The sequence below is a fragment of the Serratia ureilytica genome (assembly GCF_017309605.1).
Taxonomy (GTDB): domain Bacteria; phylum Pseudomonadota; class Gammaproteobacteria; order Enterobacterales; family Enterobacteriaceae; genus Serratia; species Serratia ureilytica.
Genome location: NZ_CP071320.1, coordinates 871495 through 896546, shown reverse-complemented (window position 1 = coordinate 896546; position 25052 = coordinate 871495). Strand labels below are relative to the sequence as shown.

Here is a 25052-nt window from a genome sequence, read left to right as displayed (position 1 = left end):
GGCGAACGAATGCGCAGTGTGCCACACCTTTAAAGGTCAAAATTAAACCACCGGTAAATAATTCAAACATCAATTATTTGACTGGTCGTAAGCCAAATCGGCAGCAGACAGCATTGGAGGAGCGAGAGAAAATGAAGCGACGCACTGAAATAATGCGCGGGAGAAGCGCCGGCCCGTTTTGGTCTGGCACGGGCCGGCGTAAGTTAACCGATTCTGCTGACGGAATCCCGGCTGGCGTGTTCACGCTCGCTGCCGGTCAACTCGCGTAAATGGCCTGAGCGCATCTCCAGCAACCGATCGGCGTGTTCGAAATAGTGATCGTCATGGCTGATGGCGAACACCGTTTTGCCTAACGCGCGCAGCGCCGGCAACAGTTCGCGATAGAAAATGCACCGGAACTGCGGATCCTGATCAGCGGCCCATTCATCCAACAGCAAAATATCGCGTTGTTCCGCCACCGCCAGCAACAGGGCCAGACGTTTGCGCTGCCCCTGCGACAGTTGCGGGTTGGTCACTCTGGCGCCGTCGAACTGCAATTTGCTTTTCATATTCAACCGTTCAAGCCAATGCGCGACCAGCGCCGTATCAGGTTCGCCGCCTTCCGGTCCTTGTAAACGATCGAACTGATGAAAATCGGTGAAAATCGCTGAAAACAGCCGGCGATAGTCCGGCATATCCGCCGCGGTCTGTGCGACACCATCCAGAACGATGTGCCCGCTTACCGGCCGATACAATCCGGTCAACAGCATCGCCAGCGTTGACTTGCCGCTGCCGTTGCCGCCGATAAGAAACACCAGCTCACCGCGCCGCAGCGTCAGATTAAGCGGCCCGACGGTAAAACCGGGCTGTTGTTCCGCATCTGCATAGTGAAAAACCACGTCGCGCAGCTCCAGCGTCTGCCAGGAACGGCCAACGGCGGCTGGAAACCCCGGCTGATACTCGGCCAGACGCAGCGCTTTCAGCTTGTTGAAGGCCACTTCGGCGCCGACCAGCGTCGGAAACGCCCCCACGGCCTGCAGTAAGGGCGTGCGCAAGAACAGCAGCGTCAGCGAGTAGGTCGCGGCCACCGTCGAGTCCGCCCATCCCAAACTGTTGGCCATAAAGAACACCAGCCCGATCGCCCCTAACATCATGATGTTTGACCAGTTGAGCGCACTCAAATGGAAGGTATCGGCGCGAATGATATGGTAGCGATAGGCTTGCGCGTCGGGCTGATAGGCCTGCTCGTATAACGCCTGCGCCCGTTTGCGGTTCAACGTCAGTTCCTTACGGCCGTCAATCACCGATTCATAATGATGATAGAGACGCTCTTCTGACTCGCGCAAACTGGCCATATGGCGATAAACCCGTGACACCAGGCAGCCGCTACCCACCACGGTCACCGCCACCCAAACCGCCGTGACCGCCAGCATTTTCGGCGATAACCACCCCAGATAGGCCGCTGCCCCCAGGGTCAAAATCACCCCTTGCACCAATTCGGGCAAGCGCACGAAGGCGATGGTGATATTGCGGATGTCACTGGACAGACTGGCCAGCAATGAGGCGCCGCCTAACTGTTCGAGGCGCTCGATCTCGGTATCCAGAATGCGCTTCACCAGTTGCCCACGCAATCGATAGACGAAGTAATGGCCCAATGTGGTCAGCGCCAGTTGCGAACCCAACGTGACCGCTATCAACAATGCCAGCAGGGCGAGAAACATCGGCAACACGGCCAATGGGTTGCCGCTGGCGTCCATCAGATATTGATTGATAAAAGCAATGATACCGATGCCTAAACCGGCGCTGGCCATGGTCAATGCCATAACCGCCAGAAATGGCCAACGATACTGCCGATAAACCACCCGTAGCAGTTCCATGAACAAACCTCTGAAATCGCGATCTGGCAGGCATTGTAAGCGGCGCGAGAATGAGATCAAGACGAATTCTCATCACAGCTTATCAAGCACTGGTCGGGGGAGAGGCGTTGCCGCCTGCCGGCGGCCAATTCGCAGCATGGTTCACTCTGGGCGCTAAATATTCGCCAATTAAATAAGCCGCTAAAAAAATAGATCTATAAAATCAAAATTCATTCACTAAAAAAATAACAAAAAGAAAAAGATAAAATAAACCCATGCATTAGCAAATAAAATTATTTATTTCCTTTGCCGCCTATTATGTTCCAATGCTTTAATAAAACTTCATGATGGAAATCGCCAGTACCAGATACGCAGGAAAGGAAAATGAAAAAAAGGAAATTCCTTAGCCAGATTGAAATTGAACAACTGATTGCCGCCGTGCATGAGGGTAAAAATAGCATTCGAGATCGTTGTTTACTATTAATGTGCTTCATTCACGGCTTGCGGGTGAGCGAACTGCGATCATTACGCCTGCAAGATATTGATCTTACCTCCCATCGGATCCATATATCTCGGCTAAAGAACGGTTTTTCCGTTCAACACCCCATTCAGCCGCGAGAACGACAGGCGTTGTTAAACTGGCTGGCCCAGCGGGCGAACTATCCTGACGCCAATTCCCCATGGTTATTTCTGTCGCGCCACGGCGGGCAAATTTCACGTCAGCAACTGTATCGCCTAATGAGAATGTACGGTGAAATGGCCGGTATTAGCGTTCAAGTTCATCCTCACATGCTGCGACACTCCTGCGGCTACGCGCTTGCAGATAACGGGGTCGATACGCGCTTGATTCAGGATTATTTAGGGCACAAAAATATCCAGAATACGGTGATCTACACCGCAACCAATGTAGAGCGATTCCGCACGATCAGCATTTAATCTTACGATGGAAATAACGGTGCAGGCGCTCATCTTCTTTTAACATGCGCATCGAGTAAGGTAAAAAATATCGGATGGGAAAATGCAGCCCGGCACGTCAACAACGGTCTAATTCAGCACTATTCCAACGCCGAGCTGCTTTCATCCACCCGCCCAGGGGAACACTTGTTTGATTGTTTTTTCAACGCCTATGCTACCGGCTTATACCCTGCCATTAACGATTAAGTCCCCTTTGACCACTTCCCGCCAAATTGTCGCGTAATATTGCCGTGCAATGAAAATAGTTCGCTGTCATTCTTCACCTGCAGTTTGCGCATGGCGCTGCATTTATGCGCGCTGATCGTCTTGATGCTGCGGCGTTGCAATTCGGCAATTTGCCGCAGGCTCATGCCGTTGAACAAAAAGGCCAACACATCAGTCTCGCAGCGAGTCAGCTTCCGAGTGGCCACCTCATCTGCGCTAACCGAGGGGGCCAGAAAAGTCCCTATCTGTGGGCTCAACACTCGCTCCCCAAGCAAGACCCGATTAAAAAACTCCGCCACCAGCGGTAAAGCGTCATCTCTGGCGACGATGCTGACATTGGGCTGAGGCAACAATCGCCCTAACTCTTCTGCATTACGGCAACGGGTATAGGCAATCACCCGTAATTCGGGCAGTTGCGTGCACAGGGCCAGCAACGCTTCCCTGCCCTTAGCGGGCGTCTCATCTTCACCGTCCAGTTCGGTAATCAGCACGTCGGCCTGCTGATAGACCACGCTATCCACCACCGCACGTACGCTGGTTTCCTTTACGACGACTTTTACCTGGGTTGGCAGCGTTTTTAAAAAACTGGCCAACCCTTCCAGCGTCAATGGACATCTGTCCATTAATGCTATGTTCAGCGGTTGCTGACGCCATAAATGCATAATCTGCTCCTATGCTTGCTTGCCCACGAGACCTCGTGCGCTTGCCTAGCGAACCAAGGATGAACCTTGCGCAGCCATCCATTTCCCCTGAAGATACAGTTCCCCATCGCTGTGAAACCCCAGCTTCAACATCGCATTGCGTTTATGGGTGCTGACGGTGCGGATATCACGGCACATGGTCAGCGCCACGCTGGTCACGCTCTTACCGGAAAACAGTTGGGTCAACACATCCAGTTCCTTCGCCGTCAGCGGTTTATCGGCGCCAGCCTCATGCAATTGACGTTGGCGTACCCGGTGGCTGAAGCTGCAACTGCCTGTCAGGACTTGCTGAACACAGTGGGTCAATGCAATAGCCGGTTCCTGCTTCAGCATCAGGCCGCGAATGCCGGAAGCGATGAGCTGCCGCAACAGCCTCGGTTCATCCAATGCCGTACAGATGACAATCGCGGTGTCCGGCGAGTTTTCCCGCACCTCAGCGATCAGCTTGAATCCCTCCAATACCGACTCTGATTGACCACACAGCTCCATCACCAATAAACGATGCGGATGCTCAGTCAATAAGGCTCTCAGTTCCACCAGATTTGCCACCTGCCGAATGTTGCCAGGTTGGAGACCACAGGATTCAATCAACCGGTTTCTCATCCCCAGAGCCGTCATGGCGCAGGGTTCCATGACAGCCACGGCACCCGCCGCTTCATTGCCCGCCGCCAAGGCCATTCCATTGGGATAATTGATTTTCATATCATCACCTTAACTCTGTCGTTAACCTTCCGCCCACGCCGGTCCTTTTGTCCCATTGCCTACTGATAGACAAAAGTGACCTGCAGAGCGCCGTCTATTGAACCTGGCGTCGATCCGCCATGGGTGCTGTATGCCCGCGCACGTAAATCGAATCTGGCATTATTCGTCGCGCGATCCACCAGTTGCGTCATGCTCTTGCCATTGCCCAGGTTGGCCCCTTGGCTATTCTGCAACTCAATTTGCACCCGACGAGAGCCGCCGTTGCTCTTGTACAAGCTGGCGCTTTCCTCGGCGGGCGTCCCGCTGAAGGTCGCGACGACAGAGGTGGTGGTGCTTGGGCAGTTTTTTAACGTCAGAGGAAACTCTATCCAGGGGCTGAAAGCCCCGGACGTCGCCAGGGTAGCAGCGGAAATATCGTCTCCCAAATTGACGGACACAGTGCCGTTCGCACCGTCGATTTCGCAGGGGGCGGCTTTAATGTTGCCGCTAATCACTATTTTCGATACCGCGAGCGCCGCCGGTACGGTCAAAAGCAACGCGCCGGTCAGCGCCAGGTTGCAGCCAAAACGATTACACATTTTCACCATAATCTGCTCCTTGTCGTTAAACGCAGGGGCCCGTCAGCCCGCTGCCGTTGAAATATCCGTTTATTGGATTTCGGCCTGAATGGTTGCCGTGGCATTAAACTGCCCCACTGAAGGGGCTTGCCCGGTGGTATTGATCGGATATACGCTGATCCGCGAACTGCCGCTTTGGTCGGGATAGTTGAAGTCATCGATGGGCAAGCGCCCGCTCTGCGGCCGAATCACATTGCCCTGCATATCCTTAATCATCACGCCGATGTCGCGGTTGCTGGTCTTCAGCGCCTCCGGCATGTTGCCGTCGGCCTCGCCGCGAAATGACAGACTGACTTTGACGCCCTCGGAAATATTGCGACAAGACAGCGTCAGCGTTCTCTCTTCCGGTGTGAAACGAGGTGGCATCGCGCCTTTCGTTTGGAAATGGGTGCTGACGATATCGCCAAAGTCGATCACCACCGTCTGGGGACTGATCTCGCAACTCTGCGGCACGGTGACGGTACCGCTCATAGAGATGGTGGAAACCGGCGTATCGCTTTTCACGCCACTCACTACCGATACATACGTTTCCACCAGTCGGGTATTCGGGATCGCCGTCACGCCAACGAAGGGCCGACGGAAATACAGGTGAATGCGCCCACGCGCGCCGCTGTTGTAGGGCGAACGGGCGCAGGATTCATCATCGCCATCCATGCTGGTCTTACGGTTAGTCTCATTGGTAAAGGGTGCAGCAAGGTATTCATTGCGCTGCCCCGCCACGAAGACCTCGCTGGCGACGCCCAGATATTCGTTCAACGCGTAATACGTCAATCCGCCCTCCTGAAATACCGGGTTGGTCAACAGCATTTTGGCGGTGATGTAAGAAGCCGTGCGAGCGGTACATTCGCATTTCACATAATACGAACCGGGCAAGTTCCATGCGTTCTTATCCGCGTTCTTGATAATCCGCCCCGTCACGTTTTGCGATGGGTCGCTTAAGCTTGGGGAAAAGGAAAATGAAAAGCCGTGCGTTCCTGATATCGGCGTACACTGCCCTGGCGCCGCCTGCGCCTGCTGTACAGCCAGTATTGCGCACGCCAGCAGCCCACCGGCGATCGCCCTGCGTTGAATCGATATTCCTGTCGCCATTGTCTGCACCTTATAAACACTGTCCGTTAACGAGACGTATTCCGCCGCTCTCTGGCTGATTAGCCAATTGATAGTTAGCCTGACACTGCTGAGCCGCGTCATTGCCCCACTTAACCTGCAGCCGGCCACTCTCCGCCATGCCGGCCAAATAAACCTGCCCGCCGTCACCGACAATGCCGGCATTATCAGAGGGGCTATTGAGATTGCTGACGGTGGCGCCGAACGGCACCGGATTGCCACTGCGCGTCAGTAATGTCAGCAACACGCGGGCACCGACATCCGGGTTGAAGCTGGCACGCACCACGGCGCCACGGGTTGGGATCACCGTTTGGCTGCTCAAGGTCATATCGACATCCTCGGCGAAAGACTCGCCGTCCAGGCCGACGATATTGCGCCGATAAGGCGTCAGGTAAGGCACAACCGCATAGCCGCGCCAGTCGGTGCTGACCCCGGTCTGGTTCAAAACATCCACCCCTGAAGCGCCGGGCGCCTGCACTAATGCCACCGTATCGCCCAGCGGCTGCGACAGCGTGACGCCGTTTTGGTGCACCAGAACACCGCCCTGCACGCCGTAGCTCACCTGTTGGCGATGGCGATCGTAGCCATACCCCAGGTTCCACTCGGCGAGGGCGCCTTTGTAGTCCGCCTGAATATTACCGTTCGCCCCCACGCCCCTGCCGGTGTAGCCCTGGCTGATGCTGTAGTTCAGGTTGTTGCCCGGCAAAGCGGTGCCGCTCAACCCAAGATTGTTGCTGGTGGCGCCGTTGCGGCTGGCGTTCATGTTGTAGGTGGCGTAGCTGCCAGGCAGCCATTTGCTGAGCGGCACGCTGACGTTGAAGGCCACGATATGGTCGCGAATATTGCTGCGGTTGCCGTTGTTGTCATACCCGTTCTGGCTGAAGGTGTAATTCAGTCCATAGCTGACAGCTTCCCAACTGTTGTTGTAGCTGAGGCTGACCGACTGCGAACGACGATTGTCATTCCAGTAGTCTTCGTTAAACAGGCTGAGCGACAGCGTTCCCCCCAGATCCCACAGGCTCTGACTCATCGTCAACTCGGCACGGCTCTTTTTGTGATCGTTATAGATCGCGCTGTTGCCGCCGTAGCTCTCCAGCGCCTCTTGCAGGTTATAAAAACCGCGCGTGGAATAGCGGTAGCTGGCCAAGCTGAAGTTAGTGCCGGTTTCAATGAAGTTTTTGCCGTAACGCAGGCGCCATGATTGCCCTTGCTCTTTCGGCCGAGTTTCCTGCTTGGTCCATGCCTGAGTGACATCAGCGGACAGCGCCCCCAGCGCCCCCATGTTCTGCCCCCACCCCAGCGCCAGAGACTGGTACTTACTGGCGGCTTGCACGCCGCCATACAACGTGGCCCCCCACGGCAAACCGTAGATGCCGGTGGCCTGGCTGAACGGACGTTCATCAACGCCGCCGCTGTATGAACGGTATTTCCCGCTGGTCAGGCTGTATTTGAAACGCCCTTCACGCTGCAATACCGGCACCACGGCATAAGGCACCACGAAATGTTGCTCCTGCCCGTCAGCCTCGCGCACGCTGACGTTCAGATCGCCGCTGCCGCCCGTGGGGTACAGATCGGTAATTTCAAACGCACCCGGCGGCACATAACTTTGATAAATCACGTAGCCGTTTTGCCGGATCACGATTTGCGCGTTAGTGCGCGCAATCCCGCGCACCACCGGCGAGTAGCCCTTCATACTGTCCGGCAGAATGTCATCTTCAGAAGCCAATTGCCCGCCGCGGAACTGTACGCTGTCGAACACCTCGCTGGACGTTGTGCTGTCGCCCAGAGTCAGGCGGCTTTGCAACGCAACAATATCGCGCTGCAGATAGGTATTGATTGAACGCCAGGATGAAGCGCCGCCGGTGTAGTGATTCCAGATGGAATAGTTACGCAAACGCCAGGCGCCCCAGTTGATGCCCGAGCGCAAATTGAGGTAATAGTTATTGTTGTTCTGCCGTTCGCTGCCGCGTGTTTGGCTATTGGCGCCGCTGAAGTTGTAATTGACCAACAACGCCGGTATGCCGGAGTCCCATTTATCCGGAGAAACATAATCGCGCGCATTTAAGTTCAATGCCGCTTGCGGAATGCTCAGATTCAATCTCAGCTGATTAAACTGGAACACCGTCGAAGCCTGAGGAATGGCCTGCGCCAGATTGACGCAGCGCTCCTCCGCCGCGATCGCCGGGAACATGGAGACTCTCACCCCCAATTCGGCCAATTTTTCCGCGCTGAAACAAGGCTGCAGCGCTTGCTTTCCGCCAGCCGTCGGCATAAGCCGGAACTCGACGTCGAGACTGTCAACCTGTTCGCCGTTAAGGTAAAGATCGACCCGATAAGTGCCGGGCGCCTGGCTGTTGTTTTCCTCAAATACGGAGAGATCGGCGCCGCGCAGCGCCGGGTTGTCAATCTCCAACAGCGCCGGGTTGAAGTAATCACGTGCATGCGCTGCACCGATTGGATAAAGCAGCGCCACCTGGCAAGACATCAAACCGGCCAAAATCGATCGTGTCCCTGGTAAACCAATGCTATTCGGGTTATTCATCCTTTTAACTCCCTGTCCCGATTGGCTCAGCCGCCTAAAATTCAGGTAAGCCGAACGCCGGCCCCAGCGTTACTCCGGGGCCAAAAAACACGCATCGCGGCCCGGCTATAACGTGCCGGTATAGGTCTGGCCGGTTCCGCCATAGTCGTTGATGATTTGCCAGCTCAGGCTGCCTCCCCCACCCTGCGCCGTCGGTAACGGAAAACTGGCGGTAGCTTGCGGCGCAACCATGGTGTTGCCGGTAATGGCACTGCCGTTCAGCTTCAAATTAAAAAAGGTGAGGTAATAGGGTGAAGGGTTGGTCACCTGCAGCCGATCGCCGCTGCGCCGCCACGTTACTTTGCCGGCCGCTTCTTCCGGATTGCCGGCCAGTCCCTGGGGACGATAAATCAGCTTGATGCGGGTCTTGATCGCAATTTGCAGCGTGTTTTCTTTCTTTTCTACCGAAGGAATAGACTTCACATTCAGCCAATACAGCGATTCTCTGTCCGTCGGCAAATTGCCGCCCGCACGCACTACGCGCAGCAGGTTATTTTGGCCGCCGTCCAAGCGAAACAACGGTGGGGTGATGATAAACGGCGCTTTAGCGCTTTCCCCCTCTTGAGCATCGACCCAGGACTGGATCAAATAAGGCACCGCATCCGGATTATTGATATTCAGAGCGGACTCTTTTTTACCTCCGTCGTATATCAGCCGTGTCCCGCCCACGATCACGCCGGCCTGAGCCGGAGCCCAAAGCGCCATCAATAACGCTGCCGTCAGCGCAAAATATCCCGCTTTCATTTTGTTATCTTCCCCGATGAATAAAGAGCCAGAGACACAGCCTCTGGCCCATTTTTCTAACGCTCACGCCGATATAACGGCGTGAATTTACTGATAGGCGATAGTGAAGTTGGCGGTGGCGTTCGCGCTACCGACGGAAACGGTATCGTAAGCGTAATAACGCGCCACAAAGCCCAGAACGTTGTCTTTGTTCTCTGCCAGCGTATATACGCGGGAATCGTTGCCGATATTGAGCACATTGCTGGCATCATCCAGCAACTGTACGCCAACGCCACCAGCAACATCGGCGGCGTCAGTCAGCTTCAACAGCCCGGACTGGCCCTGAACTTGAGTGCCGTCAAAACGCACGGTGGCGCCGGTGACAGTCGCCGGGCAGTTTTTTAACACCAGGTTGAATGCCTTGGCACCTGCAGTATTAGATTGAATAAACGCATCTTTGGCGATCTTACCCAGAGCGACCTGCTTGTTTTGGGAGTCCGGATCGACGGTGCACGACTGATCGGTGATGCTACCGGTGATATTCAGCTTGCCATCAGCGGCAAATACGGAGGTGGTAAATGCAGACGCGGTCAAAACAGCTACAGCCAGCAGATTCTTTTTCATTCTACTTTCCTTAAAATTATGCAAAATATGCATGGTTTTATTTCCGACATATCCTTAATGTCATTCCCTTTTATTTAGTTCCACGAAGAGCAAATACCCTTGACCAAACTTATTGATGGCCTAAGGCTTATTCACCCAAACGATTCATTTTGAACTAAAGTGACTCCTTTGGTTTTTAAAACCAAAAAGCAAATAAAAGACAGAATTTAAATCCAAATAGAAAACAAAATAACCTCAAATCAGACCAAAAAACCAAGGAATTGGCCGATTGATTTAAACTGACTTTTCTTTGATTAGGATTTTGCTTAGATGGCTGGAGTGCGAAAGAAATGAAGCATGAACACAACACTATGTTTTTAAATAAGATTTTCCTTTGTCAGGGAAAGTAAGCGTAGGAATATTGACATTGTTTTTACGCGTCCTTACAGTATGTTTCAGTTTAGTTCAAAGTGACTCCTTGCCGTTACTCTATTAAATCGCGCTTACCAAATTTCTTTAAAGCGCTGTGCATTACTGGCGGTATAAATCACCGTATTCTGAATATTTCGGTGCCCGAGGTAATCCTGAATTAATCGGGTATCGATACCTCGGTCCGCCAACGCAAATCCGCAACCATGCCGCAGCATATGCGGATGGGCGTTAATCTCCAGTTTCGCCACCTTACTGTAATGACGAAGCAGGCCGTAAATACGTTGGCGCGACAAACGCCCGCCCCGATTGGAAAGAAATAACCATTCCTGATCGGCCCAGCGGTGTTGCCGGCGTTTATCCAGCCAATGCCGCAAACATTGCCTTTCTCGCAGATAAAGCGGATGCACCGTGGAAAAACCATTCTTCAAGCGATGAACATAAATGTTGCCGCCTTCCAGATCGATGTCCGACAAACGCCATCCCCCAATTTCACTGGCGCGGCAACCATGAATAAAACACATATAAATCAGACAATAATCGCGTTCTGGATTCTTTCCATGCAGCGTGACCTCAAGCAGTCTCTCCACTTCAGAAGGCGTCAGATGTTTACGATTAGACATACAACCTCTATTACTTTGATCGGAAAAATGTGGCTGTCATTTTCCTTTTACATCACCACAATGGACACTCAGGGTTTCCCCTGGCTATGGATAGGTTCCTGCATCCAGCGCGGAGTATAACGGATTTGCCAAACGCGAACAGTGTACAGGGATTAATCCCCCCTTCAGCGCCCCCCTTGAGGCCTCCTCATTAATGGAAACCGCAGCTCAACTGCCACCATCAGAAATAATAAGGACGGCATACTTCCCGATTCACTTTAGTTTGCGTTAATACTTCCATTTCACACATGCGCTGAAATTGGCAAACAAACCGACAAAACAAAGAAAAATCCTAATAAAATCGCGAGGCGCCATGGGTTTCAAAGCGTTATACGGCTCGTAAAAAAACGAAATAAATCCGCCGGCGCGAACGTATCTTAAGCAAACCGATAAGTTTTAATCTTTATGTGAACCGATAAGAGGAAAAATCAGGGCAGGAGGAAATAAAGTCACGATGGGGAATAACCCAGGCCTGACCGCATCACACGGCCGCCTGGGGGGAGAATTATTGACTGGTCATAACGTGACACAGCTCGCCAAGGGTCAGATCAGGCCGTTCGATAAACATTTCCGCATTGAGCGTAATGCCGAACTCACGCCTAACCAGCAGCATCAACTCCATATAATCTAGGCTGTCCAACCCCAACTGTTGCAGCGGCATATCGGCCGATAGCAGCGTTCTGTCCAATCCTTTGGCTTCATACAACAGGCCGCAAATCGCCTCATACAATCGATGATACTTTTCCATATGCCCTACCATTATCCATTGTGATTGCCGAATACCAGCGCTGCATTAGCACCGCCGAAACCGAAGTTGAGACTCATGACATTGCGCAAACGACCGCGACGATGCCCCTCGCGGATATAATCGAGATCGCATTCGGGATCGCTCTCGTGCAAATGGCAGGTTGCCGGCATCATTTGCTGCTGCAACGCCTGTAGGCAGACGATCGCCTCAAAGCTGCCGGATGCGGCGAGCAAGTGCCCGGTATAGGATTTCGTGCTGGAAATGGGTGTACGGTAAGCATCGCGCCCCAAAGCCGCCTTGATCGCAGCGGTTTCGTTCACATCGCTTTGCGCCGTCGACGTGCCATGCGCATTGATATAGTCGATTTCATGATTGCCTAGCCCCGCCTGTTCCAGAGCCCATCGAATGGTTTTCACCTTGGCCTGCGGATCCTCCGCCGGTGCGGTGAGGTCAAAAGCGTCTGAAAAGTTGCCGTATCCCTTGACCTCCCCCAGTATTGTCGCGCCGCGCGCTAAAGCCGCCTCTCGCTCCTCAAGACACAACACGGCGGCCCCTTCCGCCAACACGAAGCCACTGCGCTCCCGGCTGAACGGGCAACTGGCCTTGGTGATATCCTTTTGCTCCCGACTCAGCAAACGCAGCGCGTCGATGTTCCATATCGCGCCATTGCCGCTCAGTGATTCCGACGCGCCGGCCAACATCATTGAAGCGCGGCCGCTGCGGATCACCTCAAACGCATCGCCAATCGCGATGCCGCCGGTCGCACAGGCCGCCGCCGGCGAACTTTGATAGCCCCGTAACTGCCAATGTTGGCCGCATATGGCGGTCGCAATATTGGGCATTGCGTGAAAACAGCCAAACAGCTGCCCCATGCCGGATTGCAGATAGTCCGCATTGTTTTGCATGATCTCATCCTGGCCGCCCCAGCCGCTGCCGATAATCACCCCGCAGTCCAACGACGAATAAAAATGCCCGGGCCTCACGTGGCCAGATGAAAACGCCATGTCGATCGCCTCCGAGGCGGCGGCCAGCGCCAGCCTGGCGAATCTGGGCAGCCGGCGGCTTACCCGCGCGGCAACGTCTTCCAACGCCGGTTCGGCCTCCAGCAAAGCAAAAAAGCGCGCGTGGATCCCCGCCGCCGATTTATCGTGATAGCGATAGGCCAAACGGTTGGCCATGATCGCCTGCCAGTTTTGCTGCGCGTTGCCACCCAGCGCGGTGACGGCGCCGTAACCGGTGACCACCACGCGTCTTGTATTCCGTTCTTTGTCCATGCTTACTCCCCTTGCCCGGATGCGAAAGCCTCGTTGCCGCCCAGCGCCAGCCAGAGCTGCATCGTGGCGTTCAGGTAGCGATATTGCAGTGCCGACAGTGAATTCTCGCTGGCTAACACCGCCTCTTGCGCGTCCAGCAACGTTTGCAGCGCGACGGAACCGGCCTGATATTGATGGCGGGCCAATGCCACGGCTTGTCGCCCCATCGCCAGATACCGCTGCTGATTGCCGATTTGCCGCTGCGCTTCCAGACGTTCCCGCATGGCGCTGTCTACCTCAGCCAGCGCGCGGTAAACCGCATCGCGAAATTGAATCTCCGCGCGCTGCGCCTGCAACGCCGCTTTGTCGCTGGACAAGCGCATCTTGCGCCACTCGATGAACGGCAGCGTCAACGTCGCGCCCAGCGAGCGCGAAGGTTCACTGAACCATTGGCGGAAAAGCCCGCTGCCGGCATCCAGTGCGGCATCCAGACTCAGCGCCGGATAAAAACGCAATGTAGCGGCCTCCGCACCGGCCAGCGCCGCCCGCAGGCGCCGCTCCGCCGCCTGCACATCCGGCCGTCGCGCCATCACCGCCGCCGGCAGACGTGGCGCAATGGGCACCTCGTTGATCGGTAGCGCTCGCCTTTCGCTGTATCGCAGCAAGGGTGAACGGCCGAACAACAGCGCCAGCGAGTTGCGAGCGTCTTCCCGCTGCCGTGCCAGTTCATCCCGTTGATTCTCCCGCGCCAATAGGTTTTGCTCCGCCTGCAATAACTCGAATCGGCCGACGTCGCCGGCGGTATGACGTGCCGCCACCAGCCGTACAGTCTCGCGCGCGAACGCCACCGCCTGTTGCTGATGGGTGACTTGCTGATTCAAATCGGCGATCTGCCAATACCCGCGAGCGGTAGCGCCGATCAAAGTCAACGCGGTATTGCGCCGATCCAACTCCGAAGCGACGGCCAGCCACTGAGCCTGCTCGCGAATACGCGCCAGCTTGCCCCATAAATCCAGTTCATAACTCAGTGACAGCCCTGCGCGGTAACTTTCTTGCGGCCGCGCCGCGCCGCGCAATGCCTTGGTATTGCGGCCACTCAGGCTGGCGGCCAGGTCGGGGGTCGCATTGCCGGCTACCAACCCGGCCTCCAACATCGCCTCACGCCACTGCAATCCAGCCAGCGCCAGATCCTGATTCGCGATGAGCACACCATCGATCAGCGAGGAAAGCTGCGGATCATTGAAGTTTTCCCACCAGGCGACGCCTGCCCGCAATGAACCGGAACGTTCATCGACCACGCGCCACTGCTGCGGCAACGACGGTGGCGCCGTGGCGTCGATCGGCCGCCCTCCGCAAGCGCTCAAAGACAGCATGACCAGTCCATAAATCAAAAGTCGGTTCATTCTCGCGCCAACGCCTCCACCGGCTGCAGGCGCGCGGCGGCACGGGCTGGAAAGAAGCCGAACCCAACGCCGATCAACGCCGAGAACCCGCAGGCCAGCAGCAATGGCGGCCAGGTAAAGATCATCGTCACCTGCGGCGCCAAGCCGCTCAGAATCCCTTTAACCAGCGCGGCGCAGGCGATCCCCAACACGCCCCCCAGGCTGCAGATCACCACCGCCTCAATCAAAAATTGCCGCATAATGTCTTTCTCAGCGGCCCCCACCGCCAATCGAATGCCGATCTCATGGGTTCGTTCCGTCACCGAAACCAACATGATGTTCATCACCCCCACCCCACCGACCAGCAGCGAGATGGCGGCAATCGCGGTAATCAGCAATCGCATGGAGTCGGAGGCACGCTGAATGGATTGCGTCAGCTGATCGTCGGTCAGCGTGAAAAAATCCCGCCGGCCATGTTCTACGGTCAAACGCCGGGTCACATCCCGCCTTGCCGCTTCCAACGTCAATTTTTCATTCACTCGCATCACAATCGATTCCAGCGGCATATCGCCGGCGATGCGGCCAGTCAGGGAGGTATGGGGCAGCCAGGCAAGCGGTTGAGAACCGGCGTATTGGGCGCCGCGGCGCTGCGCGACGCCGATCACCCGATAAGGCACACCCGCGATCAGCAAAACCGCGTCCACCGGATCTTGCCGGGAAGAAAACAGGGCCTGTTGCAGCAAGGGATCGATCACTGCCACCGGAGCGCGGTCACTCAGATCCTGCGCAGTAAACAAGCCACCGGAAAGCAGCCGAATGCCCTGCGTGCGGAAATACCCTTCGCCGACGCCCATCACGGCGAGCGGCACCTGCTTGCCTTCGCGCACGGCCGACAGTTGAGTGCTGATAACCGGCGAAACGCTGTCGACATAAGGCAAGGCCGCCAGCAGCGCTGCATCCCGCGCACTCAGCGAACGCGCAAAATCGGGACGCGTTTTTTCCCATCCCAATCCGGGACGAATGTCCAACGTGCTGGAGCCGAGCTGGCTGATTTCCCTGAGGATGCTTTGGCGCGTGCCTTCACCGATGGCGATGGCGGAAACGACCGCCGCAATGCCGATGATGATGCCGAGCATCGATAATAATGCCCGGACCCGATGCCCTAATAATGCCCGCCAAGCCATGCCGAGCGCCTCTCGCAGCGCCGCCCAAGGGCTCATGCGTTTCAGCGGCGCAGCCAACGCCAGCGGCCTCTCGAACGCAAAACGCTGTCGGGCGGCATCGTGGCGACGATCCGCCACGATCTCGCCGTCGCCGATCTCAATGATCCGCTGCGCCTGCTCGGCGATCCGCCGATCGTGCGTCACGATGACCACGGTGTGTCCGACAGCGTTCAGCTCATGCAAAATGGCCATCAGCGCCTGACCGCTGGCGCTATCCAACGCGCCGGTAGGCTCATCGGCCAAAATGATTTCCGCGCCGTTCATAAGAGCTCGGGCAATACTGACCCGCTGTTGCTGCCCACCGGAAAGCTGCGCCGGACGATGACCACCGCGCTGCGCCAACCCGAGGCGAGCCAACAAATGCGCGGCCCGCAAGCGGCGCTCGGCGGCCGGCATGGCGGTATACAATGCAGGGATCGCCACGTTCTCACCGGCCGTCAGATAGGGCATCAGATGATAGCGCTGGAAAATAAAGCCGATATGCCGACTGCGGAGCCGCGCCAGGCGATTGCCGTCGGCTTGCCCAATCGCCACCCCGTTGATGTACACATCCCCCTGAGAAGGCTTGTCCAGACAACCGATAATATTCATCAACGTCGATTTTCCGGAGCCGGAGGCGCCGACGATAGCGACCATTTCTCCCCGCTGAATGCTCAGGGAAACGCGTTTGAGGACCGTGATTTTCTGCTCTCCGGCTTGAAACTCGCGCGAAACGTTCTCCAAAACGATAATGGGATCCGTGCTAGCTGACATGCTCACCCTCCGTATCTGGCTGGTGTTCCAGCAGCACTTGCTCACCCACTCTCACGCCTTCCAACACTTCCGCATAGCGGCGATCGCGCTTCCCGATGCGCACGCTGCGCGCGACAACCCGCTGGCCTTCCAACACTCTGATCTGATAGCGCTCGCCATCCAGTGCCTCTCCCAATGCCGCCATCGGCAGCCGCACCACCCCCGTGGCGCGTTCGGTAATGATGAATACCTGCGCCGTCATCGCGGTGCGTAATCGACGTTCGCCGTTGGCGACGGCAAATACGCCGTTGTAATACACCGCCGCCGTTTGCTGGCTTGAATTTCTGCCCAGCGGATCGGCTTCCAGCGCTTCTGCCGGCGCTTGCTGTATCGCACCCATGACCCCTTCATATCGGCGGCGGGGATCGGCGGCGACATAAAACCACAGCGGCTGCCCCGCCCTCACCTGCAAGATGTCATTTTCCGATATGCGGGTATGCACCATCATCGTATCCACGTCTGCCATCACCAAAATGGTCGGTGCGCTTTGCGATGAGACGATGGTTTGCCCTTCCTGAGTGACGATACCCAGCACTTCGCCGTCGATAGGCGCGGTAATACGGGTAAAAGCCAGGTTGGCTCTCGCCGTTTCCTGCGCGACTTCGGCCTGAACGATCTGCGACTCGTTCACTTTCAACTGCGCCAGTTGCGCGTCGTGCTGCGCCTGCGCTTTTTCCAAATCGCTGGCCACGCCGGCACGATCTCGCGCCAACGCCCTTTGCCGCGTCAACTCCAGTTGGTACTGCTTGAGCTGCGCCTGACTCGCCAATTTCTGCGCCTGCGCGCTGCGTAATTCGGCCTGCGACTTGCGCAGTTCGTTAAGTTGCAACGTCGGATCTATCTCGGCCAACAGCTGGCCCTGAGCCACTCTGTCCCCCGGTTTGACATACAGTTTTTTCAGTTGGCCGTTGACCTGCGCGCCAACGTTCACCTGCCGGGCCGGTTTCAAAATGCCGGTAGCCAATACGCTTTTTTCGATGTCGCCGCGATCGACGCGCGCCGTCTGCGGCGGTGATACGTCAGGCGCCCGATTCAACCCTAACAGCCCGCCGGCCAGCCCCCCCAACACGATCGCCACCAGCGCCACACGCCGCCAGCGTTTCTTTCCGGGCACGTCACTCCACCTCAGCACAGTCATTCATCCTGGTGTCGACGGCGGCCAACAACCGGCCCTGCGACAAGTGCAGCACCCGATCAAACAACGGCAGCAGCCGCGGGTTATGCGTCACGGTCACCAGGGTTTTACCCTTCTCACGGCAATGCGCTACCAGAGCCGACATCACCGCCGCAGCGGTTTTTTCATCCAGATTCGCCGTCGGTTCATCCAGCACCAACACCGGACAACGGCTGTACATGGCACGCGCCAGCAACAGACGCTGCCGTTGCCCCAGCGACAGCCCGGCATGGCTCTCTCTCACCAGAGCGTTTACGCCTCCGGGCAGTTGCGCCACCGCATCCGCCAGCCCCAAACTGCATAGCGCCTGTTCCACTTGCCTCTGCTGGCCCGGCGCCGACGGGGCGAACAGCGTGACGTTTTGCAACACCGAAGCATTGAACAGAATGTCCTCCTGGCTTTGCAGGAAGAACAGCCGCTGCGCGGCGGCGTTAGCCAGCACGCGGCCATCCAGCGTCAGTTCCCCCCGCTGCGGCGTCAACAGACAGGCGAGCACCTTCAGCAAGGTGCTCTTGCCCGCGCCGGAACCGCCGCAGATGGCGATACACTCGCCCCGTTCCAGCGTCAGCGACAGGTCGCGCAAAACCGGTTGGCCGGCGTCGTACGCAAAGCTCACTCCCCGATACGCCAACTGCACATCAAAATGGTTCACGCTTTCGTCGCCAGACCCGGTACGCAGAGATACGGCAGGAAACAGATCCCGCGCACGCTCATCGATCACGTGCAGTTGGTTTTTCTGCAGGACGGCAAAAAAGATCTTGCTGGTGTAAGAGGTAAAAATTTCGCGCAGAAAGCTGTAGGCGAAGAATGCCCCCAGACTGAGTTCGCCCCCCTTTAGCAGCGGCAGCGCCAGCAGCATGAACACCACCATTTCCAGGCTGCCAATCAGTTGATAAATGCTGCCCTTGACCTGCTCATAGACTTTTTGCCGCTGCAGGCAGTTGAACAGCGAACGGGCATGCTCGGCAAAGCCCTCTTGCCGCTGGCCGGCGAGCCCGGCGGACTTGATGGTCGAAAACCCCTGAATGGTTTCCAGAATAAAATCATTCTGCGCCGCCCCTCTCACCTGCAGCTGCTGGGTGAAGTGGCGATCGCGATAAATGGCCCAAACGCTGATCGCCCCCATCAGCAGTACGCCGGCAATTGGCACCAGCGCCAACATCGGGCTCAAATAGCCCATCACCGCCAGCGCGATAGCAGCGATGATCCAGTCGGTGCGCAGGCCGTTATCCAGCTCGATTTTCTGGCCGGCGGCCATCTGCCAGCTGGTGAAACGGCTGAAAATCTCGCCGGGCGCGCGCTTGCTGAAGAAATTCAGCGAATTTTCCAGCAGGCGGGAAAACCCGGCGGCGCCGTGCAGCAACACGAAGTTTTTGATAAAACGCTCGGTGATGATGCGCGCCATCAAGGCCAGCGCCGTGGATGCCACAAACGCCAGCAGATAGTAGGCGTAAGGGAACGCGACCTCACCGGCCATGGCGAACACCTGATTGATCGCGCTGGCGACCATCATCGGCATGATGAACAGCGTCAGCGAGATAAGAAACGTCATCGCCGCCAGGCGATAAATGCCGGCGATGCCGGCGGTATCCTTCAGGCTTAAACTGGCGAAAGCACCGCGTCGGCGGCTCCGCACGGCGGGGGCGGTGGACGGTAAATCATCGCGATCGAGCACCAATGCGTAGCCGCTGATTTCCGCCTTCAGGGCGGCGTACGGCAGCAGCTGTTGCCCCAACGCCGGATTCATTACGCACACGTAACCGCCCTGACGATATGCCAGCAGTACATAGTGGCCCGCGCCGTAATGCAGAATCGCCGGTAAAGGCAGCGCCGCCAGATCCTGGTGCTCGAACGCCACCGGATAAGCCGGCAACGCCAGCTCCCCTAAAATGGCGCACAGCGTCGCCAGCGAAGTGCCGTGTTGCGAAGCGGGGTAACGCTCACGCAGTTCCGCCAATGGCGCGCGAACGCCCTGCGTTTCCGCCAGCATGGCGATGCAGGCCAGCCCGCACTCATTGATTTCGCTCTGCAAGACCGGCGTAGGGAGGGTGTTTTCCATGCGTAGTGATATCCCTGGCTTATTCGTTGATAAAAAATAAAGAGTGCGAATGCCACAGCAGCCAATCATCCGCATGTCGCCGCAGGGTGCGCTCGACGATCGCCGGCACGGCGCGGCCGACCTGTTCTGTGGCAATTGGTTCTTCTATGTGAATGCGAACGCCGCGCTCGTAATAAAGCGAATAGCACACCACTCGAGCCCGCATCGCTCGAGATAACCGAACGATGCCGCTATGCAAATGCGCTGGCCGGTTGAACAAACGGCAAGCCAGTTTGGCCGAGGCGTCCCGGGTGCTGTTCAAGGTGTAATCCGGCGTGATGTCCGGGAAGAGGATGATGTTGCGCCGATGCTCCGTCGCCTCCAGCAGCGCCTGCGATAAGGTGCCGGCAATATGCCGGGGATCGTCGTGAATCGAGCAATAGTCGAGCCGCTGCCGCCATTCCCCCTCAGGCGCTCGCCGCGCTAACGTCTGTGCGTCGCCGGAAACGATCACCGTTGCCCGCCCGGGATAAACGCCCGCGCCGACCAGCGTCGCCAACACATCGGAAACCGTGTGCATCGGCGCCAACAACACCGGCACCCCGGCGCGATGCAGCGGCTCCACCACCTGATTGAGCTGTAAAGTGCACTGCGCCAAATGCTCCATCAACACGGCGTTGCGGGCCTGGATCGCCGCCAAATCCAGCCATTGCCGCCGCTGCATCAGCCAGGCGAAGTCCAGCCTGCCGTCGCCCAACAGGCTTTGGCGATTCGCCTCAGCGACCGCTTGCCGGTGGCGAAAACGGCGTTGCTGCAGACCCCACCTCAACCGCCTCTGCATCTTTAGCCACAGGCGATAATCCACGCGCCGCAGCAGAGCGCACGTCAGACTCCGGCTCACCCCGGTGCGGACAGCCGAGAGACGCGCCACGGCGTCCAGGCCGTTACGCCAGGCCAGAAAGCCCCGAACCGCGAGCAGGCGCATCAGGGGGCCAGCGGCTTATCGTGCTGCAACAGCGACAGCAGTTGCTGGCTGAAAGCGGAAAACTCACGGTCTTGCAACGCCAGCCATTTGCGATTGACGATAAAGCTGGGGGTCGCGTTGACCTGGTAATAGCGGCTTACCGCCGTCATATACGCCAACAGTTCCTTGACCCGCTCTGAATCTCTGGTCCGCTGATAGGCGGCCTCGTCGATGCCGTTGGCCACCAACCAGGCGCTGAGCTGCTTTTCATCCGCCAGATTGAGGTTTTCTTTGATAATGGCGCGGTAAGCGGCGGGACGATGCTGCGCCTCGATCCCCATGACCGTCAGGGTGGCGAAGAGGGGCGCAAAGGCCGCCATGCCGGCGTGATCGTCGTCGCTGAGATGCAGGCGCACCAATTTGGCTCCCGCCGGTAAGCGTTTTTCCAGCTCGGCCACGCCGCTTTCGTTAACTTCACAATAGTGGCAGGCGTAAGAGAAGACTTCGACAATGGCGTTATCATCTTGCAATGGGCTTTGCTCTATTTTTTCCGGAGAGATAAAACTCAGGCTTTCCGCCGCCGGCGAGGCCATAACGTAATGCTGGAAATAAAGCGCGGTCAAAAAAGAAGAGGCGAAAATAATGACTAGCGTGTAACTAAAAAACAGCAAAGGACGTTTATACATAGCAGACGCATCCTGCGCATAAATAAATGCTCACTTGAGCATGAGCGTTATAAATCAGAAAGGGAGATTGACGGTTCAGCGATAAAAAAGGAATTCATCTCCGTTATCAGGCGGTGTGCGCAAGCGCCCCGCCTGTCCATCACTAACCTAACTGCAAGCGTTCAGCTCGCATCAGCTCGGGATTGTCGGCGTGGAAGGGCAGCTCGCCACCGGCGCCGGATGATAGGTTTTTTTCACGCCGCCAAACTTATCGGCACAGGTGGTCACCAGTTGGCAAGTGCGGTTATTGCCACCGCCCACCCAGGCAAATTCCTTGGTACACACAAAAGTACCGCCGACGATGTTTTCCGCTTCAGACAGGTTGATTTTCTTCATTACAATATCCTTATATATATTAAAATATAAACACACTACCCATCACTCTGCCTGCAAGACAGAGTAATTCTTCAATACATTGAAAAACATTTAATTGATAACAATGAGAGCGCTGCGGGAAAAAGAATAGCCCTCTCACACAAGCAGATCAATACAATTATTTACACTGCACCGCAGGCTTAGTGGAATAAGTAACGTTTGATATAAGGATTATTCTAATTTAATTGCTTATAAAAACATGGAAGTTAATTTCACCCCCGGAATAGCCACGATTTATTTGAAGGATAATTCTCAGTTTAAGAGGTAATTAACCAAGAAAATTTCAGATCCGACCAGTTAACCGGTGCTGGAAACAGGCTGAAAAGATTGCTTCCTGCCGCGCCGGACTTACACTGGGCAACAGGACTCTCACTCTTAGGATGCCCATGCTCGCGACTCACGAATACGCCAATGACTTGATTCTGTTTGCCCTGATTGTCGACTGCGGCTCGTTCAGCAAGGCGGCGGAGAGCGCCGGCATTACCAGTTCGGTGGTCAGCAAACGCATCGGGCGGTTGGAAAAATCGCTCGGCGCCCGGCTGATGTACCGCACCACCCGCAGCCTGACGCTGACCGAAAGCGGCCAGGCGCTCTACCAGCAGGCCAAGGAGATCGGCGCCAAAGTGCAGGAAGCGCTGTACGCCGTCAGCGAAAAGAGCGAAGAGCTGACCGGCACCATTCGCATGTCGGTGCCGACCATTTCGGGTGAGCTGCTGCTGAGTGAAAGCGTGGCGGAGTTTTGCGCTCAGCACCCCAGCCTGAAGGTCGAGATGCGGCTGGAAAACCGCTTCGTCGATCTGGTGGAAGAAGGCATCGATCTGGCGATCCGTACCGGCACCATGCCGGACTCCAGCCTGATTGCGCGGCCGATCTTCGATTCCCGCTGGGTGATCGTCTGCTCGCCGGGCTATCTGGAGAACCACCCGGAGCCGCGCAATCCCGACGATCTGCTTAGCCACAACTGCCTGACCTATACCTATCAAGAGAGCGGCACCGCCAACTGGCTGATGAAGCGGCCAGGGCGCAACGAAATCTACGAGCTGCAGGTTGACGGCAACCTGTCGGCCAATAATGCGCGGGCGATCCGCAAAGCGGTGATCGGCGGCCATGGCATCGCCATGGTGCCGCGCTGCATGGTGTACGAAGATTTGCAGGAAGGCAAACTGACGGAGATCCTGGCCGGCCACTGCGGCAAGGTATTGGGTATTTACGCCGTCTACCCTTATACCCGCAATCTGCCGTTAAAAACTCGCCTGCTGATCGAACATATCATCGGTTCCTATCAAAATATCAGCCACTACTTTTAAGTTTCCACTCCTGATTATTTCCACGCGTCGTAAAGTACCGCGTGGATTACCGCATTTTTGGACATGAACTCGTGAACATTAACGCCTAATTAATGTGATCCAGCGCATTCATTACACAACATAAAAACCCATCCAATTGATTTTAAATCAATTTAATTCAGCCTCAACAGCCGACATTTTTCCCGCCGCCGGCACCATTCGCCGACGTTAAAAAATTATCGCGTGGCATCATCGCCAACGTTGTGATTAGAATGAAAATGTTGCGGTAATTAACCTTTCAGTTACATATCTCTGCCCATAAAAATAATAACCCTGAGGATCTTATGCCCCTGCTTTTCAGTATTGCGCCCATCGTCCTGCTGATATGGATGATGACCAAAAGGAATGGCGTGCCCTCTTATCTGGCCCTGCCGTTGACGGCCGCCGTGGTATATGTCCTGCAGCTCTGGTGGTTCGATGCCTCACTGCGGCTGCTGCATGCCAATATCATCACTGCTCTGGTCTCGACGCTGACGCCGATCACCATCATTGCCGGCGCCATCCTGCTCAACAAACTGATGCAGGTAAGCGGTGCGGAAAACGTGGTGCGCCGCTGGTTGGAAACCGTTAGCCCCAACCCGGTGGCCCAACTGATGATTATCGGCTGGGCGTTCGCCTTTATGATCGAGGGCGCCAGCGGCTTCGGCACCCCGGCCGCCATCGCCGCGCCGATTCTGGTCGGGCTGGGCTTCAACCCGCTGCGCGTCGCCCTGCTGACGCTGGTGATGAACTCGGTACCGGTCTCCTTCGGCGCCGTGGGCACCCCCACCTGGTTCGGCTTCGCCAACCTCGGCCTGTCGGACGCCAGCCTGCTGGAGATCGGCCGGCAAACCGCGCTGATCCACGTTGTCGCCGGCTTCGTCATTCCTCTGCTGGCGCTGCGCTTTATCGTTTCCTGGCAGGATATTCGCCGCAACCTGCCGTTTATCTTGCTCAGCGTGCTGAGCTGCACCGTCCCCTATCTGCTGCTGGCCCAGGTGAACTATGAATTCCCGGCGCTGGTCGGCGGCGCTCTCGGCCTGGCGCTGTCGGTGCTGCTGGCGCGCGGCGGCATTGGCCTCGCCCGCGCGGAAAAACCGCAGAGCGCCGCGCAGGCGGTGCCGTTCATGCAGGTGGTCAAGGCGATGACGCCGACCCTGCTGCTGATTGCTATCCTGATAGTGACGCGCATTCACCAGTTGGGCCTCAAGGCGCTGCTCAACACCACCACGCTGCTGTGGCAGGAAAACCTCGGCTGGCTCGGGGAGCTGCGCATCAGCCAAGCGCTGATCGTCGAACTGCGGCAGGTGCTGGGCACCTCCGCCGCGGCCGGCTACAAAACGCTGTATGTCCCGGCGCTGATCCCGTTTCTGCTGGTGGTGGTGTTGTGCATTCCGCTGTTCCGTCTGAATGGCGGCCAGGTGCGGCAAATGTTCAGCGAAACCGGCGGGCGCATCACGCGCCCCTTTATCGCCCTGTTCGGCGCGCTGGTCATGGTCAATCTGATGATGCTGGGCGGCGACAACGCGCCGGTGATCCTGATCGGGAAAGCGTTGGCGGCGCTGACCGGCGACAGCTGGCTGCTGTTCTCTTCGTTCCTCGGCGCGCTGGGCTCGTTCTTCTCCGGTTCCAACACCGTTTCGAACCTGACGTTCGGCGGCATTCAGCAATCGATCGCCCAGAGCAGCGGCCTCGACGTCAATCTGACGCTGGCCTTGCAGTCCGTCGGCGGCGCCATGGGCAACATGGTATGCCTGAACAACATTATCGCGGTCTGTTCGATCCTGGGGATCGGCAACGCCGAAGGCAAAATCATCAGAAAGACCGCGCTGCCGATGCTGGCGTACGGTGGGATCGCGGCCGCTATGGCGGCGATCCTCTCGCTCTGACTGACAACCCGTTATTTGCAAGAAG

The 25052-nt window shown here is 56.7% G+C and carries 21 protein-coding genes; 3 read left to right on the top strand and 18 right to left on the bottom strand.

Annotated elements, in window-relative coordinates; translation table 11 throughout:
• Positions 1-203: 203 nt before the first annotated feature.
• Complete coding sequence (locus J0X03_RS04120; protein ID WP_160204541.1) at positions 204-1856, bottom strand: multidrug ABC transporter permease/ATP-binding protein; 1653 nt, start codon at positions 1854-1856, stop codon at positions 204-206.
• Between the two features lie 363 nt (positions 1857-2219).
• Here J0X03_RS04120 and J0X03_RS04115 point away from each other — a divergent pair, with 363 nt between their 5' ends.
• Positions 2220-2771, top strand: a complete 552-nt coding sequence (locus J0X03_RS04115) for a tyrosine-type DNA invertase (RefSeq protein ID WP_033644817.1) — start codon at positions 2220-2222, stop codon at positions 2769-2771.
• Positions 2772-2992: 221 nt separating this feature from the next.
• On the opposite strand, the gene J0X03_RS04110 is transcribed toward J0X03_RS04115, so the two are convergent.
• The 17 genes from J0X03_RS04110 to J0X03_RS04030 all read right to left on the bottom strand — a co-directional run bounded on the left by J0X03_RS04110 (position 2993) and on the right by J0X03_RS04030 (position 21774).
• Positions 2993-3676: a LuxR C-terminal-related transcriptional regulator gene (locus J0X03_RS04110; protein ID WP_033644816.1), complete on the bottom strand. Its 684-nt coding sequence runs from the start codon at positions 3674-3676 to the stop codon at positions 2993-2995.
• A gap of 45 nt (positions 3677-3721) precedes the next feature.
• Complete coding sequence (locus J0X03_RS04105; protein WP_042785287.1) at positions 3722-4417, bottom strand: LuxR C-terminal-related transcriptional regulator; 696 nt, start codon at positions 4415-4417, stop codon at positions 3722-3724.
• A gap of 59 nt (positions 4418-4476) precedes the next feature.
• Positions 4477-5004 carry a fimbrial protein gene (locus J0X03_RS04100; protein ID WP_089197388.1) on the bottom strand — a complete coding sequence of 176 codons (528 nt, stop codon included), beginning with the start codon at positions 5002-5004 and terminating at the stop codon, positions 4477-4479.
• A 60-nt stretch (positions 5005-5064) separates the two neighbouring features.
• Positions 5065-6123 (bottom strand): fimbrial protein, encoded by a 1059-nt coding sequence (locus J0X03_RS04095; protein ID WP_169539774.1) that lies wholly within the window; start codon positions 6121-6123, stop codon positions 5065-5067.
• A gap of 10 nt (positions 6124-6133) precedes the next feature.
• The gene (locus J0X03_RS04090) at positions 6134-8683 is read right to left on the bottom strand and encodes a fimbria/pilus outer membrane usher protein (RefSeq protein ID WP_160204542.1); all 2550 of its coding nucleotides are present in this window, start codon (positions 8681-8683) and stop codon (positions 6134-6136) included.
• Between the two features lie 105 nt (positions 8684-8788).
• The gene (locus J0X03_RS04085; protein ID WP_033644813.1) at positions 8789-9466 is read right to left on the bottom strand and encodes a fimbrial biogenesis chaperone; all 678 of its coding nucleotides are present in this window, start codon (positions 9464-9466) and stop codon (positions 8789-8791) included.
• An 87-nt stretch (positions 9467-9553) separates the two neighbouring features.
• On the bottom strand, positions 9554-10069 hold the full coding sequence (locus J0X03_RS04080; protein WP_033652146.1) for a fimbrial protein: 516 nt from the start codon (positions 10067-10069) through the stop codon (positions 9554-9556).
• 482 nt (positions 10070-10551) lie between these two features.
• Positions 10552-11100: a tyrosine-type DNA invertase gene (locus J0X03_RS04075; protein ID WP_160204543.1), complete on the bottom strand. Its 549-nt coding sequence runs from the start codon at positions 11098-11100 to the stop codon at positions 10552-10554.
• 544 nt (positions 11101-11644) lie between these two features.
• Positions 11645-11887, bottom strand: coding sequence for an acyl carrier protein (locus J0X03_RS04070; protein ID WP_033644937.1), 243 nt, complete (start codon positions 11885-11887; stop codon positions 11645-11647).
• A gap of 11 nt (positions 11888-11898) precedes the next feature.
• Positions 11899-13161, bottom strand: a complete 1263-nt coding sequence (locus J0X03_RS04065; protein ID WP_103101280.1) for a beta-ketoacyl-[acyl-carrier-protein] synthase family protein — start codon at positions 13159-13161, stop codon at positions 11899-11901.
• A gap of 2 nt (positions 13162-13163) precedes the next feature.
• Positions 13164-14513: an efflux transporter outer membrane subunit gene (locus J0X03_RS04060; RefSeq protein WP_103101408.1), complete on the bottom strand. Its 1350-nt coding sequence runs from the start codon at positions 14511-14513 to the stop codon at positions 13164-13166.
• 26 nt (positions 14514-14539) lie between these two features.
• Positions 14540-16498 carry an ABC transporter permease gene (locus J0X03_RS04055; protein WP_089195120.1) on the bottom strand — a complete coding sequence of 653 codons (1959 nt, stop codon included), beginning with the start codon at positions 16496-16498 and terminating at the stop codon, positions 14540-14542.
• Entirely contained in the window at positions 16488-17666 is a 1179-nt protein-coding gene (locus J0X03_RS04050) for an efflux RND transporter periplasmic adaptor subunit (protein WP_456320550.1), read from the bottom strand. Before J0X03_RS04050 ends, J0X03_RS04055 begins: the two co-directional genes overlap by 11 nt.
• Positions 17653-19770 carry a peptidase domain-containing ABC transporter gene (locus J0X03_RS04045; protein WP_160204544.1) on the bottom strand — a complete coding sequence of 706 codons (2118 nt, stop codon included), beginning with the start codon at positions 19768-19770 and terminating at the stop codon, positions 17653-17655. Before J0X03_RS04045 ends, J0X03_RS04050 begins: the two co-directional genes overlap by 14 nt.
• 19 nt (positions 19771-19789) lie before the next feature.
• On the bottom strand, positions 19790-20734 hold the full coding sequence (locus tag J0X03_RS04040; RefSeq protein ID WP_160204545.1) for a lysophospholipid acyltransferase family protein: 945 nt from the start codon (positions 20732-20734) through the stop codon (positions 19790-19792).
• Positions 20734-21399, bottom strand: a complete 666-nt coding sequence (locus tag J0X03_RS04035; RefSeq protein WP_047026629.1) for a DsbA family protein — start codon at positions 21397-21399, stop codon at positions 20734-20736. The genes J0X03_RS04040 and J0X03_RS04035 overlap by 1 nt, the downstream gene beginning before the upstream one ends.
• A gap of 171 nt (positions 21400-21570) precedes the next feature.
• Complete coding sequence (locus J0X03_RS04030) at positions 21571-21774, bottom strand: DUF4762 family protein (RefSeq protein WP_042785296.1); 204 nt, start codon at positions 21772-21774, stop codon at positions 21571-21573.
• A gap of 425 nt (positions 21775-22199) precedes the next feature.
• Between J0X03_RS04030 and J0X03_RS04025 the strand changes: the two genes are divergently transcribed.
• Complete coding sequence (locus J0X03_RS04025) at positions 22200-23120, top strand: LysR family transcriptional regulator (protein ID WP_033644801.1); 921 nt, start codon at positions 22200-22202, stop codon at positions 23118-23120.
• Between the two features lie 323 nt (positions 23121-23443).
• A complete protein-coding gene (locus J0X03_RS04020; RefSeq protein WP_160204546.1) occupies positions 23444-25027 on the top strand; it encodes an L-lactate permease in 1584 nt (527 codons plus the stop codon).
• Positions 25028-25052 lie beyond the last annotated feature (25 nt).